The 16,057-nt window shown below is 52.7% G+C and carries 15 protein-coding genes and 2 pseudogenes; 9 read left to right on the top strand and 8 right to left on the bottom strand.

What is annotated here, in order from left to right:
• Window positions 1-44: 44 nt before the first annotated feature.
• The 3 genes from rbsK to JQU52_RS12380 all read left to right on the top strand — a co-directional run bounded on the left by rbsK (window position 45) and on the right by JQU52_RS12380 (window position 3,881).
• Window positions 45-947, top strand: coding sequence for a ribokinase (gene rbsK, locus JQU52_RS12370; protein WP_230338779.1), 903 nt, complete (start codon window positions 45-47; stop codon window positions 945-947).
• Window positions 948-1,062: 115 nt separating this feature from the next.
• Window positions 1,063-2,979 carry an ATP-binding cassette domain-containing protein gene (locus JQU52_RS12375; protein WP_230338780.1) on the top strand — a complete coding sequence of 639 codons (1,917 nt, stop codon included), beginning with the start codon at window positions 1,063-1,065 and terminating at the stop codon, window positions 2,977-2,979.
• A 143-nt stretch (window positions 2,980-3,122) separates the two neighbouring features.
• Complete coding sequence (locus JQU52_RS12380; RefSeq protein ID WP_230338781.1) at window positions 3,123-3,881, top strand: IS5 family transposase; 759 nt, start codon at window positions 3,123-3,125, stop codon at window positions 3,879-3,881.
• Between the two features lie 29 nt (window positions 3,882-3,910).
• On the opposite strand, the gene JQU52_RS12385 is transcribed toward JQU52_RS12380, so the two are convergent.
• Window positions 3,911-4,462 carry a DDE-type integrase/transposase/recombinase gene (locus JQU52_RS12385; protein WP_328301431.1) on the bottom strand — a complete coding sequence of 184 codons (552 nt, stop codon included), beginning with the start codon at window positions 4,460-4,462 and terminating at the stop codon, window positions 3,911-3,913.
• A 175-nt stretch (window positions 4,463-4,637) separates the two neighbouring features.
• On the opposite strand from JQU52_RS12385, the gene JQU52_RS12390 reads away from it, so the two are divergent.
• A complete protein-coding gene (locus JQU52_RS12390; protein ID WP_230338783.1) occupies window positions 4,638-5,027 on the top strand; it encodes a hypothetical protein in 390 nt (129 codons plus the stop codon).
• Between the two features lie 462 nt (window positions 5,028-5,489).
• Here the strand turns inward: JQU52_RS12390 and JQU52_RS12395 are convergent, their stop codons facing one another.
• A complete protein-coding gene (locus tag JQU52_RS12395; RefSeq protein WP_230338784.1) occupies window positions 5,490-5,729 on the bottom strand; it encodes a hypothetical protein in 240 nt (79 codons plus the stop codon).
• 53 nt (window positions 5,730-5,782) lie between these two features.
• Window positions 5,783-6,670 carry a LysR family transcriptional regulator ArgP gene (locus JQU52_RS12400; RefSeq protein ID WP_230338785.1) on the bottom strand — a complete coding sequence of 296 codons (888 nt, stop codon included), beginning with the start codon at window positions 6,668-6,670 and terminating at the stop codon, window positions 5,783-5,785.
• Window positions 6,671-6,852: 182 nt separating this feature from the next.
• Between JQU52_RS12400 and JQU52_RS12405 the strand changes: the two genes are divergently transcribed.
• Window positions 6,853-7,491 carry a LysE/ArgO family amino acid transporter gene (locus tag JQU52_RS12405; RefSeq protein WP_230338786.1) on the top strand — a complete coding sequence of 213 codons (639 nt, stop codon included), beginning with the start codon at window positions 6,853-6,855 and terminating at the stop codon, window positions 7,489-7,491.
• A 360-nt stretch (window positions 7,492-7,851) separates the two neighbouring features.
• On the opposite strand, the gene argS is transcribed toward JQU52_RS12405, so the two are convergent.
• Complete coding sequence (gene argS / locus JQU52_RS12410) at window positions 7,852-9,570, bottom strand: arginine--tRNA ligase (RefSeq protein ID WP_230338787.1); 1,719 nt, start codon at window positions 9,568-9,570, stop codon at window positions 7,852-7,854.
• A 30-nt stretch (window positions 9,571-9,600) separates the two neighbouring features.
• Between argS and JQU52_RS12415 the strand changes: the two genes are divergently transcribed.
• Window positions 9,601-9,798 carry a hypothetical protein gene (locus JQU52_RS12415; RefSeq protein WP_230338788.1) on the top strand — a complete coding sequence of 66 codons (198 nt, stop codon included), beginning with the start codon at window positions 9,601-9,603 and terminating at the stop codon, window positions 9,796-9,798.
• 228 nt (window positions 9,799-10,026) lie between these two features.
• Here the strand turns inward: JQU52_RS12415 and trhP are convergent, their stop codons facing one another.
• Together trhP and JQU52_RS12425 are read right to left on the bottom strand one after the other, a co-directional pair.
• Entirely contained in the window at window positions 10,027-11,382 is a 1,356-nt protein-coding gene (gene trhP, locus JQU52_RS12420) for a prephenate-dependent tRNA uridine(34) hydroxylase TrhP (protein ID WP_230338789.1), read from the bottom strand.
• Window positions 11,383-11,718: 336 nt separating this feature from the next.
• Window positions 11,719-12,924: an NAD(P)/FAD-dependent oxidoreductase gene (locus JQU52_RS12425; protein WP_230338790.1), complete on the bottom strand. Its 1,206-nt coding sequence runs from the start codon at window positions 12,922-12,924 to the stop codon at window positions 11,719-11,721.
• Between the two features lie 199 nt (window positions 12,925-13,123).
• Here JQU52_RS12425 and recO point away from each other — a divergent pair, with 199 nt between their 5' ends.
• A complete protein-coding gene (recO, locus tag JQU52_RS12430; RefSeq protein WP_230338791.1) occupies window positions 13,124-13,870 on the top strand; it encodes a DNA repair protein RecO in 747 nt (248 codons plus the stop codon).
• 162 nt (window positions 13,871-14,032) lie between these two features.
• Window positions 14,033-14,890, top strand: a pseudogene (locus tag JQU52_RS12435) (IS5 family transposase); the annotation flags it as partial.
• A 50-nt stretch (window positions 14,891-14,940) separates the two neighbouring features.
• On the opposite strand, the gene JQU52_RS12440 reads toward JQU52_RS12435, so the two are convergent.
• Entirely contained in the window at window positions 14,941-15,477 is a 537-nt protein-coding gene (locus JQU52_RS12440; protein WP_230340584.1) for an IS3 family transposase, read from the bottom strand.
• A gap of 14 nt (window positions 15,478-15,491) precedes the next feature.
• Between JQU52_RS12440 and JQU52_RS12445 the strand changes: the two are divergent.
• Window positions 15,492-15,686, top strand: a pseudogene (locus tag JQU52_RS12445) (IS3 family transposase); the annotation flags it as partial.
• Here the strand turns inward: JQU52_RS12445 and JQU52_RS12450 are convergent.
• Window positions 15,634-15,852, bottom strand: coding sequence for a transposase (locus JQU52_RS12450; protein WP_230338792.1), 219 nt, complete (start codon window positions 15,850-15,852; stop codon window positions 15,634-15,636). The pseudogene JQU52_RS12445 and the gene JQU52_RS12450 overlap by 53 nt on opposite strands.
• Between the last annotated feature and the right edge of the window lie 205 nt (window positions 15,853-16,057).

A 16,057-nucleotide genomic window follows, 5' to 3' on the forward strand; every position in this document is an offset into this window, starting at 1 on the left:
ATTGCCTACCATTAGTTTGAACCCTTATTTGCTGAAAGAACCTTATGTACACCCCCAAAATCGCCGTTATCGGCAGCATCAATATGGACTTGGTTACCACTGCCCCGCGTTTTCCGGCGGTGGGTGAAACGCTGTTGGGCAGCGGCTTTGCGCAGTTTATGGGCGGCAAAGGTGCCAATCAGGCGGTGGCGGCGGCGCGGCTGGGGGCTGAAGTGGCTTTGGTGGGTGCGGTGGGCGATGATGCCTTTGGCCGCGAGCTGCTGGCCGGTTTGCAGGAGCAAGGCGTGGATACCGCAGCAGTGAAAACGCTGGCTAACACGCCCACCGGCATGGCCAACATCACCGTGGCCGAGGCCGACAACCATATTATCGTGGTGTCCGGCGCCAATTTCGGCCTCACCGTGGCGGATATTGAAGCGCAAGAAGCGCTGATTGCCGCGGCCGATGTGGTGTTGAGCCAATTGGAAATCCCGCTGCCCTGTGTTGAAGCCGCCGCAGCCTTGGCGCAAAAACACGGCAAGCCATTTATTCTCAACCCCGCCCCGGCACAAAGGCTGCCTGAAAGCCTACTGGCCGCCAGCAGCCTGCTCACCCCCAATGCCCACGAGCTGGCCATCAGCCTAGGGCTGCCTGAACACACTGCTGCCCATGACCTATTTGCCGCCGCCAATCACCGCGTGGTGATGACTTGCGGTGCCGATGGTGCGCTCTATTACGACCCACAAGCAGGCTTGTGCCAACAGCCGGGCTTTGCGGTGCAAGCGGTGGACAGCACCGGCGCAGGCGACACGTTCAACGCCGCGCTGGCGGTGTATTGGCCGCTGGGTTTACCACAAGCCGTGCGCCACGCCTGCGCCGCCGCCGCGCTGTCGGTTACCCGTATGGGCGCTCAAGGCGGCATGCCCAGTGCCGCTGCATTGGCCGCGTTTCTGGCCAGCCAGCCTTAGCCATCGCTTTGCGGTACAATGCCGCTCTGATTTTGCTTTTCAGGCAGCTTTAAAAGGCTGCCTGAAACCTTACTGCATCCCTCATTACTGCATCCCTCATTTACTGCCCTAAACCATGAATATATTGTCTGTAGACCAAGCCAGCTTTGCCGTGGGCCATGTTGCCCTGCTCGACCGCGCCAACTTCCAACTCGATGCCGGAGAAAAAATCGGCTTAATCGGGCGCAATGGTGCCGGCAAATCATCGTTTCTGAAAATTCTGGCGGGCGAACACAAGCTCGACGACGGCCACATCACCCAGCAAAACGGCCTCAAAATCGTGTATGTCCCGCAAGAATCGTTTTTCGACGACAACGCCAGCGTATTCGACACAGTGGCCGAAGGCTTGGGCGAAGTGCGCCAGCTGCTGCAAGATTATCACCGCCTAAGCCAACAGCTTTCAGGCAGCCACAACGAAGCCGCACTCAAACAGCTCAACCACCTGCAAACCGAGCTGGAAAACCGCAATGGCTGGCAGTTTGACGCCTTAATTCAGCAAACCATCGGCGAATTGGGGCTGCCTGAAAACGCCCTGATTGGCAACCTTTCCGGCGGCCAAAAAAAGCGCGTGGCACTGGCGCAGGCCTGGGTGCAAAAGCCCGATGTGCTGCTGCTAGACGAGCCCACCAACCACTTAGACATCGACGCCATTATCTGGCTGGAAAACCTGCTACAAAACTTTTCAGGCAGCCTATTGGTGATTACCCACGACCGCCGCTTTCTCGACAACATCGCCACCCGCATTGTTGAGCTCGATCGCGGCATCATGCGCAGCTATCCCGGCTCGTTTTCGCAATACAGCGTTAAAAAAGCGCAAGAGCTGGCAGTGGAAGCCGAACACAACCGCCTGTTCGACAAATTCCACGCCCAAGAAGAAGCGTGGATACGCAAAGGCATCGAAGCGCGGCGTACCCGCAACGAAGGCCGCGTGCGCCGCTTGGAAGAATTGCGCCAACAGCGCGCAGCACGGCGCAATGTGCAAGGCCAAGTGTCGTTTAAGCTTGCCGGTGGCGAAAAAAGCGGCAAAATCATTGCCGAGCTGGAACACGCCGACTTTGCCTATGCCGACAAAACCATTATGCGCAACTTCTCCGCCGTGATTCAGCGCGGCGACAAAATCGGCCTGATTGGCGCCAACGGCATCGGCAAAACCACCTTTCTCAAACTGATTCTGGGCGAATTGGCGCCCACCGGCGGCAAAATCCGCTTGGGCAGCAAGCAGGAAGTGGCTTATTTCGACCAATTCCGCAGCGCACTGAATGAAAACGACACCGTGTTCTACACCCTAGGCCAAGGCAACGACTATGTGGATGTGGGCGGGCGCAAAAAGCATGTTATCGGCTATTTAGAAGATTTTTTATTCTCCCCCGCGCGGGCGCAAAGCCCGGTAAGCTCCTTATCCGGCGGCGAGCGCAACCGCCTGCTGCTGGCCAAACTGTTTACCCGCCCGGCCAATATTTTGGTGCTCGACGAGCCCACCAACGATTTGGACATCGACACCCAAGAATTGCTGGAAGAATTGCTGCGCGACTACACCGGCACCGTGTTTTTGGTCAGCCACGACCGTATGTTTTTGGACAATGTAATTACCCAAAGCATTGTATTTGAAGGAGAAGGCTGCCTGAAAGAATACATCGGCGGCTATCAGGATTATCAAGACGCCAAAACACGCGAACAACAGCTTCAGGCAGCCCAAACCCGCAAAGCCGCCAGCGGTAGCGAAGCCGACAAAGCCCGCCCCAAAGCCAACCGCACCGTAAAGCTTTCTTATAAAGAGCAACGCGAACTGGACGCCCTGCCCGATGAAATCGCCGCGCTGGAAGCCGAACAAAGCGAGCTCAACACCCGCCTAAGCGACCCGGATTTATTTAAAAACGACTACCAAAGCGCCACCGCTTGGCAAGCACGCATCGGCGAAATTGAAGACAGCTTGCTGGAAAAACTAGAACGCTGGGAAATGCTGGAAGCCAAAAGCAAAGGCTTGGCTGAATAAAACACCTACGGTCATTATTTGATGAAAATAGTTAAATTTTACTTCAGGCTTTTAGGGTCTGTTCACAATTACTTGTCATACCCTTGAATAAAAAAGAAACGCAGGCATAAAAGGACGTTCTCACACCCCCCAATACACCTGCGATGCCCCGTACACTACTCAAAGATGAACATTGGACGAAGCTGTTACCTATTCTGCGTGATTTGGGTATTTATAGCAAACCCAATTTGCGCAGAATTCTTGAAGGCATACTTTACAGAATAAGAACCGGCATACCGTGGCGGGATTTGCCCGAGTATTTCGGCAAATATCATACTGTTTATACCGCTTATAACCGTTGGTCAGAAAAAGGCATTTTTACTGCAATCTTGAAACAGCTCAGCCAAGAGAGTGACTTGGAGTGGGTAGCCATAGACGGCAGTTATATCCGTGCCCACCAACACTGCGCCTCAGCGCTCAGTGCACAACAGGATCACGCAATCGGTATGAGCCGAGGCGGCAGAACCAGCAAGATTCATCTGGCTGTAGATGCCGCAGGCAATCCGGTTGAGGTTATCGTTACTGCGGGCAATATCCATGATGTCACCGTTGCACCGGAGCTGCTTGATAATATCAACCTTACCGAAACTGAGTTGGTTAATGCGGACAAAGGTTACGATTCAGACCGGCTCAGGGAGCAAATAGAGCAAAGCGGTGCGAAAGCCAATATTCCCTATAAAAGAAATAGGGAAGAGAAAAATAAAGACATGGACTGGTATTTATATAAAATCAGGCATTTGGTAGAGAATGCCTTTTGCCGTTTGAAACATTTCCGAGCGATTGCCAGCCGTTACGATAAGCTGAAACGCAACTTTCACAGTACGGTTTTATTAGGGTGCATTGTGATGTGGTTACCTTTATGACAAGTAATTGTGAACAGACCCTAGGATTCCTACTTGTTAAGACCCATAATCTTCTGGAATGGATTTTCACGAAACAATTCAGGCTCTAGATTATAGCAATCTTCCAAAGCCTGCCAAGGCGTTTTGTACTTCAACGACCGTAAGGGGCGTTGATGGTTGTAATACAGCAAAAATACCATCAAGTGCCGTTTAAGTTCGTCAGGATGCTCATAGTGGAAGCGTTTGACCGTTACCTCTTTCAGCATCTTGTTGGTAATCTCCACCTGCCCGTTCGTCCATGGATGACGGAATTTCGTGGTACGGTGCTCAATGCCCAAATGCCGGCAAAGCTCGTCAAACGGATGCTCCTTATCAGGCCGTTGTGCTTGGCTCAGCAAGTTGTAGGTAAACTGCGCACCGTTGTCCGTTAGGATATGGGTGATTTTAAACACACAATCTTGTTGTAGGTTGCGCAGAAAAGAAACGGCGGTTTTCTGCGTCATACGCGGATGAAGTTCTGCATAAACATATTTGGTTTTGCGGTCGATGGCGACAAACAGGTACAGCTTGCCGGTTTCACAACGCACCTCGGTGATGTCGATATGGACAAAGCCAACCGGATATTGTTTGAATGTTTTTTACCTTTTGGCCATCGGATTCATTCTTGGGTAAGCGCGACAATCCGTGATGTTGCAAGCACCGGTGCAGATTGGAGCGGCTCAGCTTTGGAATATTGGGCTTGAAGATGATATACAGCTCGTCCAATGACAGCCGCAGATGTCGCCGGACGGTACAGATTGCCTGCTGCTCCGATTCGGTCAACACGCTGGGGCGGGTTTTGGGGCCGGACTTTTTATCTTCGACCGAATCTGCGTGTTTCCAGTAGAGAACGGTTTTGAAATTAATATTGTATTTTTAGCTAACGCTGCGATGCTCTCTTCAGACTCTTGTATTTCTTTTCTGATTCTAGGCGTAGTCTTGGCGTTACCATGCAATATGCTTGCCATAAGTCGGTCTCTTTTAATTGGGGTAATGATACTCCATAAAATTCAGGGACTAAACAGCGGGAACAACGATCGCAATTTCTCATGTGTGAAAGAATTTCCTTTACAATTAGTTGGAGAAAAGGACAAAACAAAGATAACGAATATTGCTGGTAAACAATAAATGCTTTTAATTTAAAGAGCAATATATGTGCATTTCATTTTATCTTCGTACAGACCAACTGAAACTGTACTTCAGACCGAACGCTTGCCTAGGCAACCTGAATTCTACACGGCACTCAATTTAATCTTAATACCCTGTTTTACATGGATTACCTACCTACTCAAAAATCATCTAAAACGCTGAATCGCCTACACCCTCTTGTTTTTTAGAATTTCGACTCTATATAATACCGATAGCTGCATCCGCCTAAGAGCCCCAATCAAAGCAAGTAAAACAATGGCCGGATGCAACTTATGCTTCATTAAATTGTCACACCTCTGATTTAAACTGTGTTGGCTGATAAAGGACAATAAACGCACCGACACACTGAGTAATACCAAATTCTAAAAATTAAGATAACAAGGCGGCGAGCCGCAGACAGTACACCTAGTACGGAACAGAGTTTGTTGGTGCTTTAGCGCCTTACAAAATCGTTCTCTTCGAGCTAAGGCGAGCCAACGCAGTTAGGTTATTTTTAGAATTGGTATAAGAAGAGTAGAAAGGAAATCTGATATGCAACACCGTCGCCGACAACATATTTTTCAGGCCGCCAAACGTGCTGCCTTTAATCACCCCATCAAAACCAGCACCACAAGCCGAGAAAAAAATACCGCCACCCAGGCCGCTTCCGGCCGCTAAATTTTTGTTAACCAAAACAGCCACCGCATCGGTGGCTGTTTTCTATTGCTCAATCTATCCATGTCTCCATATGCTGTTTAAACATGCAAACGAACAGCCGCCAAAGCTTGTAAGCGGCGGCTTAAGCGTTGCAGGCGGGGCGACTGCATTTGCCAGCCATGCCAATACAGCGGCACATCCACCCAACAGCCCGGCGCCATATCCTGCAAAATGCCTTCGGCCAAGGCCGCATCGCCCTGTCCGTCCGGTATCAAACACCAGCCCATGCCGCATAAGACTGCCTGAAAATAAGCATGGCTGGCGGGCACATAATGAGTGGGGCAACGCGCAGCGTCAAAGCCGAAATAACGCTGCAAAAACGTGGCGTACAAAGTGTCTTTGCGGTTAAAGCCCAATAAGGGTGCTTGGGCGAGCGCCTTCACGCTGATGCCGTTGGCAAAATAGCGCTGCACAAAAGCGGGCGTGGCCAACATGCGGTAACGCTGCGCCCCCAAAGGCAGCACCATGCCGCCATGCAAGGCTTGCGCGTGGCTGCTGATGGCGGCCAACACGCGCCCTTCGGCCAGCCAGCGCAAGGTGTGTTCTTGATCATCGCCGCTGATGTCGAACAACACTGCTTCTTCCGCCGCCAATTGTGCCAACACCGGCATCAGCCAGGTATCCAAGGCATCGTAATGGGCGGCCAGATGCACCACCGGCAGCGGCGCATCGTCGGCAAACGCTTGTGCCATTTCTTGTGCCAACAGCTCGGCATGGCGCAGATACGGCAGCAATTTCAGGCCGTCTTTGGTGGCCACGCACGGGCGCTCGCGCGTTACCAGCACGCAGCCGATGCCTGCCTCCAAGGCGCGGATGCGCTGCGACACCGCCGAAGGCGACAAATGCAGCGCCTGCGCCGCCCGCTCAAAACTGCCCCATTGCAATACCGCCAACAAGGCGGCGCTTTGTTTGCTGTCAATCATCATCGCTTGATGCCTGTATTTTTAGAGCCTGTTCATGGTCTTTTGTGGCCGCATCTTCGCACATGCTTCACAATATTAGCCAACACAAATTTTCAGGCAGCCTGAAAATTTGTGTGTTTGTTTGCCTGCATCGATTGGCTGCGGCATGATGGCGGCCAATCACCACAACAACTCAAGCAATCCATATGATGACCCACGCTTTCTTTGCCGGTTTTATTATGCTCGGCGGCCTGATTATCGCCATCGGCGCCCAAAACACATTTGTGCTGAAACAAGGCCTATTGCGCCAGCATGTGCTGCTGGTGGCGCTCACCTGTTGGCTGTGCGATGTGGTGTTGATGGCTGCCGGTATTTGGGGTTTGGCCGCCTCCACGCAGAAACTGCCTTGGCTCACGCCGCTGCTCAGCTTGGTGGGCGGGCTGTTTTTGCTGGCTTACGGCCTGTTTGCGCTGCAACGCGCTTGGCGCGGCGGCAGCCATATCTCGCTAAGCGCGCAGGGTAATCAGCCTGCCACACCGTGGCTGAAAACGCTGTTGTTCACGCTGGCCATCACTTTGCTTAATCCGCATGTGTATCTGGACACCGTGCTGCTGGTGGGCAGCGTGGCCGCGCCTTTGGCCGCCGATGCCAAGCTGCCGTTTTGGCTGGGTGCGGCCACCATGTCGGGGCTATGGTTTTTCGGTCTTGGCTTCGGCGCCCGATTGCTGCTGCCTTTGTTTCGGCGGGCACGCACTTGGCAGCTGTTGGATGCGGCGATTGCCTTGATGATGTTTTACTTGGCTTGGGGTTTGTTGCGCCCGTTAATATTGGCTTGGTTTGGGTAATAATACCAATTCGAAAAAATAACCTAACTGCGTTGGCTCGCCTTAGCTCGAAGAGAACGATTTTGTAAGGCGCTAAAGCACCAACAAACTCTGTTCCGTACTAGCTGTACTGTCTGCGGCTCAGCTCAAAGAGAACGATTTACTAAGGCGCTGAAGCACCAAGTAAATCAGTTCCGCCTTGCTATCTTATTTTGTAGAATTGGTATAATTAAGGCTGCCTGAAATACAGTTTCTGCGAAACCAAACTGTTCAGGCAGCCTTAGTCTGATACCCAATCTCAACATAAACCGCATTCAGATTTATTGAAATAGGGCAAGTTCAGGCAGCCTTATCACAAAGTATAAGGCTGCCTGAAACCCATCACATCACATCTAACGTTTCAATCCCCAACAAGCCCAGCCCCTGCTGCAACACGGTGCCGGTGAATTTGGCCAGCTGCAAGCGGGTGTTGCGGGTGTTGCCTTCGGCCTTCAGTATCGGGCAGGCTTCGTAGAAACGGCTGAACAAGGTGGCCACTTGGTATAGATAAGCCGCTAGGTAATGCGGATTGGCGCTGTCGGCCACGCTGTTGAGCACGTCTTCGAATTTCAGCAATTCCAGCGCCAGCTGCTGCTCCAGTGTTTCGGTGAGCACCGGGGTGGCGTGTTCATCCCATTGGCCGGCTTTTTTAAACACGCTTTGCACGCGGGTGTAGGCGTATTGCAGATAGGGGGCGGTATTGCCTTCGAAGCTGAGCATATTGTCCCAGTCGAACACATAATCGCTGGTGCGGTTTTTGCTCAAATCGGCGTATTTCACCGCGCCGATACCCACCACACGGCCGATGTGGGCGGCTTGCTCGGCCGACAAATCCGGGTTTTTGCTTTGCACCAAAGCGGTGGCGCGTTCGGTGGCTTCATTAAGCAAATCCACCAGTTTCACGGTTTCGCCGCTGCGGGTTTTAAACGGTTTGTTGTCTTTGCCCATCATGGTGCCAAACGGCACATGCTCGGCGCTCACATTTTCAGGCAGCCAAGCGGCTTTTTTGGCCACGGCAAACAATTGGGCAAAATGCAGGCTTTGGCGCGCGTCCACTACATACAGGATGCGGTCGGTTTTTAAGCTGTCTACCCGATAGCGAATGCAAGCCAAATCGGTGCTGGAATACAAAAAGCCGCCGCCCTGTTTTTGAATGATAAACGCGGCCGGGTCGCCATCGTGGTTTTTAAATTCGTCCAGAAACACCACTTTGGTGCCATTGTCGTCTACGGCAATGCCTTTGGCGGCCAGAGCATCCACGGTGTCTTGCAGCATGGTGTTGTAGGCCGATTCGCCCATCACATCGCTTTGTTGCAGCAGCAAGCCCAGTTGGTCGTAAATCGCTTGGGCATGTTGCAAGGAGGTGTGCACAAATTGCCGCCACAGCGCCAACACGGTTTCATCGCCGCTTTGCAGTTTCACCACATAATCGCGGGCGGTGTCGGCAAAGGCCGGGTCTTCGTCGAAGCGCACTTTGGCATTGCGGTAAAATTGCTCCAAATCGGCCAGCTCAAATGCGGCATTTTCTTGCTGCTGCGCCACCATATACGCCACCAACATGCCAAATTGCGTGCCCCAGTCGCCCACATGGTTTTGCGCAATCACGGTGTGCCCCAAATGGCGGATCACGCGCTTGAGGCTGTCGCCGATGATGCTGGAGCGCAAGTGTCCCACATGCATTTCTTTGGCCAAATTGGGCGAAGAATAATCAATCACCACCGTTTGCGGTTTTGCAGCTTGGCTCACATGGCCGTTGGGCGAGGCCAAGGCTGCCTGAAGCTGCTCGGCCAGAAAATCGGGCTGCAAACGCAAGTTGATAAAGCCGGGGCCGGCCACTTCGGCACGGGCAATCACCGCATTATCGGCCAAGGCGTCGGCCACTTTTTGTGCCAGCTCGCGCGGGTTTTGGCCGCTTTTTTTGGCCGCGGCCATTACGCCGTTGATTTGAAAATCACCCAAGTCGGCATTTTTAGCGGGTTGCAATACCAAAGGGTGCTGGCCGATGCCGGCTTGATCAAAGGCTGCCTGAACCTGGGCAGCAACAGTTTTATGTAAATTCATGTTTGTCTTTTTTTGCACAACGCCACGGCGTTGAAAGTTGAATATTTCAGATGTTCTGCTATTTTAAAAGAAAAGCGCCCGCTTGGCACCCTTCATTCAAGCGCAACTGGCGTTAAATCAAATCTAGGCAAAAAAGAAATGCCACATTGCCCTTTACGTAGCGCGGGCAATAATCATCAATATGCGGATAGCGCCTGCATTTCAGGCAGCCTATTGCAAAGAAAATAAATCAATCATCGCTGAGCCGCCGACAGTACAAGGGGTGTGGAACAAAATTTGTTGACACTTTATTATTTAGTGCCGTACAAAGTCGTTCGCTTTGCGCTAAGGCAAGCCAACGCGATAGGATTCTTTAGTTTCTTTGCGATACAATGCAAAATTCCCAGCACGCCCAATGCAATAAGCCAAAGGCTGCCTTAAACTATTCAGGCAGCCTTGCTTGTCAACAAAAGACGCTTAAGGGTTCATCACCCGCGCAATCAGCGCTTTTTCCTTGCCCTGCATCTGCGGAATTTTCACTTCGATGCCGTTGCCCGGCGCCACATCCACCGCTTCGCCTTTGCGCGTCATCGCGGCCAGTTGCACGGTTTGGTTGCCGCTGGGGTGGATGATTTCCAGCGTGTCGCCCACGCTGAATTTGTTTTTCACTTCAATGGTGGCCCAGCCTTCGGCATCGATTTCGGTCACTTGGCCGACAAATTGGCTTTGCTTGGCCAACGAATGGCCGGCCAGATAGTTTTGGTATTCCTGCGTTTGGTGGCGCTCCAAAAAGCCGGGGGTGTAGCCGCGGTTGGCCAGGCCTTCCAATTCGGCCAGCAAGCCTAAGTCAAACGGCTTGCCCGCCACCGCATCATCAATCGCTTTACGGTAAGCCTGCGCCACACGTGCCACGTAATACACCGATTTGGTGCGCCCTTCCACTTTAAGGCTGTCGACGCCGATTTCGGCCAGCTTGGCCACTTGCTCAATGGCGCGCAAGTCTTTGGAATTCATAATATAAGTGCCGTGTTCGTCTTCCATAATCGGCATCATTTCGCCGGGGCGGTTGGATTCCTCTATCAGAAACACTTTATCGGCCGCCGGGTGGCGCACTTGGCCGTTGATGCCTTCAAATGCGGCGTTGGCTTCTTCTTGGGCGCGGTTGAAATCGAAGCCTTGCAATAGCTTGGCGTCGCCCATTTCATCGGTAGCCGCGTCGTGTACTTTGTAGTCCCAGCGGCAGGCGTTGGTGCAGGTGCCTTGGTTGGGGTCGCGGTGGTTGAAATAGCCCGACAGCAGGCAGCGGCCGGAATAGGCGATGCACAAAGCGCCGTGCACAAACACTTCCAGCTCGATATCGGGACATTGTTGGCGGATTTCAGCAATTTCTTCGATGCTCAATTCGCGCGACAAAATAATGCGCTCCACGCCGATTTTCTGCCAGAATTTCACGCCCCAATAATTGGTGGTGTTGGCCTGCACCGATAAATGAATCGGCACTTCCGGCCAGCGTTCGCGCACATGCATAATCAGGCCGGGGTCGGCCATAATCAGCGCATCGGGCCGCATGGCAATCAAAGGCTCCATGTCGGCCATAAAGGTTTTCAGCTTGCTGTTGTGCGGCAAGGTGTTTACCGTGAGAAAGAATTTTTTGCCGCGCGCGTGCGCTTCGCTGATGCCGGTTTCCAGCACCGACAGTTTGGCAAATTCGTTGTTGCGCGCGCGCAGCGAATAGCGCGGGCTGCCGGCATACACGGCATCGGCGCCGTAATCAAATGCAGCGCGCATGCGCTCAAGGCCACCGGCGGGCAATAATAATTCGGGTGATTTCATGGGTGTGTTCTCTTGTTTTTCGTGGGCTGTTTTTCAGGCAGCCTTAGAGCCTGTTCACGGTTTTTTGTAGCCGGTTTTAGGGTCTGTTTACATTTCAGCCGTGCACCAGATTTTGAGCAGGAAAATCTGCGTTGCGCCCATTTTCAACGCAGTATAAGCTGGTTTATGTGCTCAAAACGGCACCATAAAAGATGGTGGGCAGGCTTTTAATATACAGCAACAAACTAAAGATGCCCTGAAAATTCAGGGCAATCATGAATGCAATAAAACGGCTATTTTAGCTTAAATTCACACCCAATTGGACGATATCAATCAATTTGGCGATATCAATATCGGCTACATCATAATGGCCTGCGCATTGCGCACATAAGGATTTTTTTTGTCCCAAGCATAGCCCGCCAAAATGGCACTGAGCATGCGTTTTTCTTCCGGGCTTTGCCGCTGGCCGTAAATCAAGTCTTGAAAGCGCCCTTCATACCAACCTTCGGCATAGGTATGCAAAGTATTCACGCCCAGATTCAGCGCATCGGCAAAATCGGTCTGCCAATCCACTGTTTCACCTTGCAACTGGCGGGTGAGCACATCGGCCGCCAGCTTGGCCGAATGCATGGCAATGGTGGTGCCGGATGAAAATGCCGGATCCAGAAAACCGGCGGCATTGCCCAGCAAGGCAAAGTGCTGGCCGTGGCTGTATTTAACATTAGCAGCAAAGCCGGATAAATACAAAAACGGAAAACCGTTATCCCAAACCGCATTGGCGAGCAAATCGGCCAGCATGGGCACATCACGCACAAATTTCTTCAGAATATCGGCCGAAGCGCTGATGCCGGTAAAACGCTCCGGCCGCCCCACCACGCCCACCGATATCCGCCCGTTGCTAAACGGCGTGAGCCACAGCCACACATCGGCGTATTGCGGGTGGGTGATAATCATGTTTTTGTTGCGGTCGAAGCTAGAATCAGTGATGTGATCGTCGATGTGGGTCAAATGCACCTGCCGCACCGGCAAATGCGTGGGCATTTCCCAACCGCGCAAGCGTGGAATAGCACGAAAATGGCCGCTGGCGTCGAACACAAAACCGGCATTGATTTGATAATATTCGCCATTTTCGCACACCACCCGCAAGCTGGCGTGTGCATCGTCGTTGCCAAACGCCACCACACTTTCGCCAAAACGCACCGTAGCACCCGCATCAATCACTTGGTCAATCAACATTTTGTCGAAACGGTCACGCTGCACATTCAAAGCGGTACCGGGCCCTGGATGAAATTTGTCGGTAAAATCATAGGCAACACTGCCATCACCACGGCTGAACACGATGCCGTCTTTATGCTGAAATCCGGCTGCCTGTACCGGTGCCAGCAATCCGGCTTCGGCCAGAATTTCCATGCAGTGCGGCAATAGGCTTTCACCCACCACAAAACGCGGAAAATGCTGTTTTTCCAGCACACATACCTTGAAACCCCGTTGGTTTAACAGCGCCGCAGCCACCGCACCGGCCGGGCCGGCACCGATAATGGCCACATCGAAATAATCAGTCATGCCCTGCCTTTTTTTAATGAATATGATTCATGTCATGACTGCTATTTACATTGCCATCAAGACAAACTCGCATTAACATACAAAATATTTAATCGCAAATTATCCGTCTGGCATTGCTGTATTGTCAATTACGCCATCCTACCTATAGTCATAATTTATAACCTATAATAGCCCGCCTCAATAAACGTTATCTTTCGCCATGCCGCCCGCCAACCATCGCATCAACCACCAACACGCCCTGCTGCTCACCGCCACGCCGTGGCGTGAAAGCAGCTTGCTGCTGGAATTGTTCAGCCGCGATTATGGCCGCGTGGTGCTGGTGGCGCGCAGTGCGCGCAAGCGTCAAAGTGAATTGCGCGGGGTGTTGGTGCCGTTTGTGCCTTTGTCGGCCTCGTGGTATGGCCAGCAAGAGCTGAAAATACTGCACCGTGCCGAATGGCTGGGCGGCTGGCCGCAACCGCAAGGCCGCGCCCTGTTTAGCGCTTTGTATGTCAACGAGCTGGTGCTGCGGCTCACCGCCCGCGAAGACCCGCATCCGCAACTCTACGATGCGCTGGCCGCGGTATTGCGCCAGATTGTGACTCACCCCGACAGCCACACCGAGCTGCGCCGTTTTGAATGGACTTTGCTGCGCGAGCTGGGCTTGGCACCCGACATCACCGCAGACATTGATGGCCACGCCATTGCCGCCAACGAACGCTATTGGCTGCGCCCGGAACACCCGCCCTTGCCGCTGGCACAGGCGCAGACACTGCCCCAAGCCGACGGCATTGCCGTGCACGGCCATACCTTACACGCCTTAAACGGCCAGCCTTGGCCGCACGCTGGCGCTGCCGCCGAAGCTTTACGTTTAAACCGGCTGCTGTTGGATTTCAGGCTGCCTGAAGGCATCCACGCCCGCCGGGTATTGCAGCAGCTGCAGCAAATGCTGCCCACTGCTTTGTAAACAAAAAAAACCGCACAAAACATCATTTTGTGCGGGTTTGGTTTTCAGGTAGCCCAAGCTGGATTAATACACCCCAAGCCGCCTTTTAAACAGCCTGAGACCTTTGCAAAAGCCCCCGAAATCCTCTACATTTCTCCTTAAAGAAACGCAGAGGATTTCCCCATGAGCAGCTTCTTCCAGCAAACCGCCCAAGAGCGCATCGCCAAACACATCGACCGTTTCCCACTGCTCAAACTCGACCTAGTCCTCGACTGGTAACCTATCCAACAACACCTGGCCGCACAAAAAGCCCGCTACGTTCGCGACAACGCCGGTCGCCCAGCCTACCCACTGCTGTGCATGTTCAAAGCCGTATTGCTCGGTCAATGGCACAGCCTTTCCGATCCCGAACTTGAACACAGCATCCTCACCCGTTTGGACTTCCACCTCTTCTGCCGTTTCGATGACCTCAACGTACCCGATTACAGCACCCTTAACCGTTACCGTAACTGGCTGGTCAAAGACAGCACCCTGGCCCAACTGCTCGACATCATCAATCGCCAGCTCACCGACAAAGGTTTAAAGATAGAGAAAGCCCAAGCAGCCGTTATCGACGCCACCATCATCCACACCGCCGGTGGCAAACAACGCCAAGCCATCGAAGTAGACGACAATGGCCACATCACCGCCCAAAGCACCCCTAGCAAAGACAGCGATGCGCGTTGGATCAAAAAAGACGGTAAATACCACCTCTGCTACAAACAACACACCCGCACCGACCTGGAAGGCTATATCGAACAACTGCACATCACCCCGGCCAACGAACATGAATGCCGACACCTCAACGTATTACTGGCCGGATTAGAAGAAGGCGTCACCGTTTACGCCGATAAAGGCTACAGTAGCGCAGATAACCGGCAACACCTGCAACAACACCGGCTCCAAGACGGCATTATGGACAAAGCCCACCAAGGCCAACCGTTAACGGCAGCACAAAAAAAGCGCAATACCCGGTTATCGAAAACCCGCTATGTGGTGGAACTGAACCGCCCCGACTTTATAGGAGCAGGTTTATCTTGAGTCAAGCTGCCTTACTGGCTGCCTCGGTCACTGTGGTGGATAACCCCTTTCGGGCACCGGGCATACAAAGCCTGCGCCAATGCATCCATCACCATGTCGGTATCCATCCGTTTTGACACTTTCCAGCCGACAATACGCCGGGCAAAAACATCAATCACAAAGGCGGTGTATACAAAGCCCTGATGGGTGGTTACGTAGGTGAAATCCGCCACCCACAGCTGATTGGGACTCTCGGCGCTGAGCCGGCGTTTCACCCAATCACCTGCCCGTTGCAGTTGGGGGTCGCAAACCGTGGTGCGTTTGCCTTTGCCCCGCCACACACCCTGCATTTGATGCTTGCGCATCAGGTGCTCCACCGTACAGCGGGCAACGCGGTGACCATCCCGTAACAAAGCCCTCCAGACTTTACGTGCACCATAGATTTGGCGGCTCTGTTGCCAGATGTTGCGGATAAGGATAAGCAAATGTTCATCTTTCAGGCAGCGTCGGCTGCGCTGTTGCGGATGTTGGGATTGCTGTTGATGGCGATAGTAGCTTGACGGGGCAATCGGCCGATAACGGCCAAGCCGTTAACGATGTCCGGCGCATCAAGCAACTGGAAAAGAGAATAAAGAATTACAGCGCGCCAATGAAATTCTACGCCTGGCTGTCGCTTTTTCGCCCGGACGGAACTCGACCGCAAACCCAAGTAATGGTCAACTTTATCAATCGCCACAGAACCGCTTACGAGGTCGAGTCAATCTGCCGCATCCGGCCATATCGGCTTCATGCCGTTTAATCCAGCTGCGCAGGGTTTCGGGTGAACAGCCTATTTTGGTGGCGATGGCGACTATGGTCATCCATTGGGTTGGATATTCGCTGCGTTGCTCTTGTACCAGTCGAATGGCGCGTTGCTTTACTTCGGGTGCGTATTTGCTTTTCATGATGAGATTCTCTCAGAAAGTTGTGTCTCCTGGAATCTCGGGGCGGTTCAGTTTGGTTGCTTGAGTGAGTTGGGGTTTTGCAAAGGTCTCAGCCTAGCCCACACAAGGGCTGGGCTGCCTTTATTTAATCAAAGACAACGCCTCCTCTGAGTTTGCGCCACATCCCTGCACGTATACGCCACAAATCCCACCATCAAAACAATTA

This window comes from Paralysiella testudinis, from assembly GCF_016894345.1.
Taxonomy (GTDB): Bacteria; Pseudomonadota; Gammaproteobacteria; order Burkholderiales; family Neisseriaceae; genus Paralysiella; species Paralysiella testudinis.

Excerpts from the sequence above, each read along its gene's own strand:
- rbsK (WP_230338779.1), top strand. The coding sequence starts at position 45 with ATGTACACCCCCAAAATCGCCGTTATCGGCAGCATCAATATGGACTTG.
- JQU52_RS12375 (WP_230338780.1), top strand. The coding sequence starts at position 1,063 with ATGAATATATTGTCTGTAGACCAAGCCAGCTTTGCCGTGGGCCATGTT.
- JQU52_RS12380 (WP_230338781.1), top strand. The coding sequence starts at position 3,123 with ATGCCCCGTACACTACTCAAAGATGAACATTGGACGAAGCTGTTACCT.
- JQU52_RS12390 (WP_230338783.1), top strand. The coding sequence starts at position 4,638 with ATGTCGCCGGACGGTACAGATTGCCTGCTGCTCCGATTCGGTCAACAC.
- JQU52_RS12400 (WP_230338785.1), bottom strand. The coding sequence starts at position 6,670 with ATGATGATTGACAGCAAACAAAGCGCCGCCTTGTTGGCGGTATTGCAA.
- JQU52_RS12405 (WP_230338786.1), top strand. The coding sequence starts at position 6,853 with ATGATGACCCACGCTTTCTTTGCCGGTTTTATTATGCTCGGCGGCCTG.
- argS (WP_230338787.1), bottom strand. The coding sequence starts at position 9,570 with ATGAATTTACATAAAACTGTTGCTGCCCAGGTTCAGGCAGCCTTTGAT.
- trhP (WP_230338789.1), bottom strand. The coding sequence starts at position 11,382 with ATGAAATCACCCGAATTATTATTGCCCGCCGGTGGCCTTGAGCGCATG.
- JQU52_RS12425 (WP_230338790.1), bottom strand. The coding sequence starts at position 12,924 with ATGACTGATTATTTCGATGTGGCCATTATCGGTGCCGGCCCGGCCGGT.
- recO (WP_230338791.1), top strand. The coding sequence starts at position 13,124 with ATGCCGCCCGCCAACCATCGCATCAACCACCAACACGCCCTGCTGCTC.
- JQU52_RS12450 (WP_230338792.1), bottom strand. The coding sequence starts at position 15,852 with ATGAAAAGCAAATACGCACCCGAAGTAAAGCAACGCGCCATTCGACTG.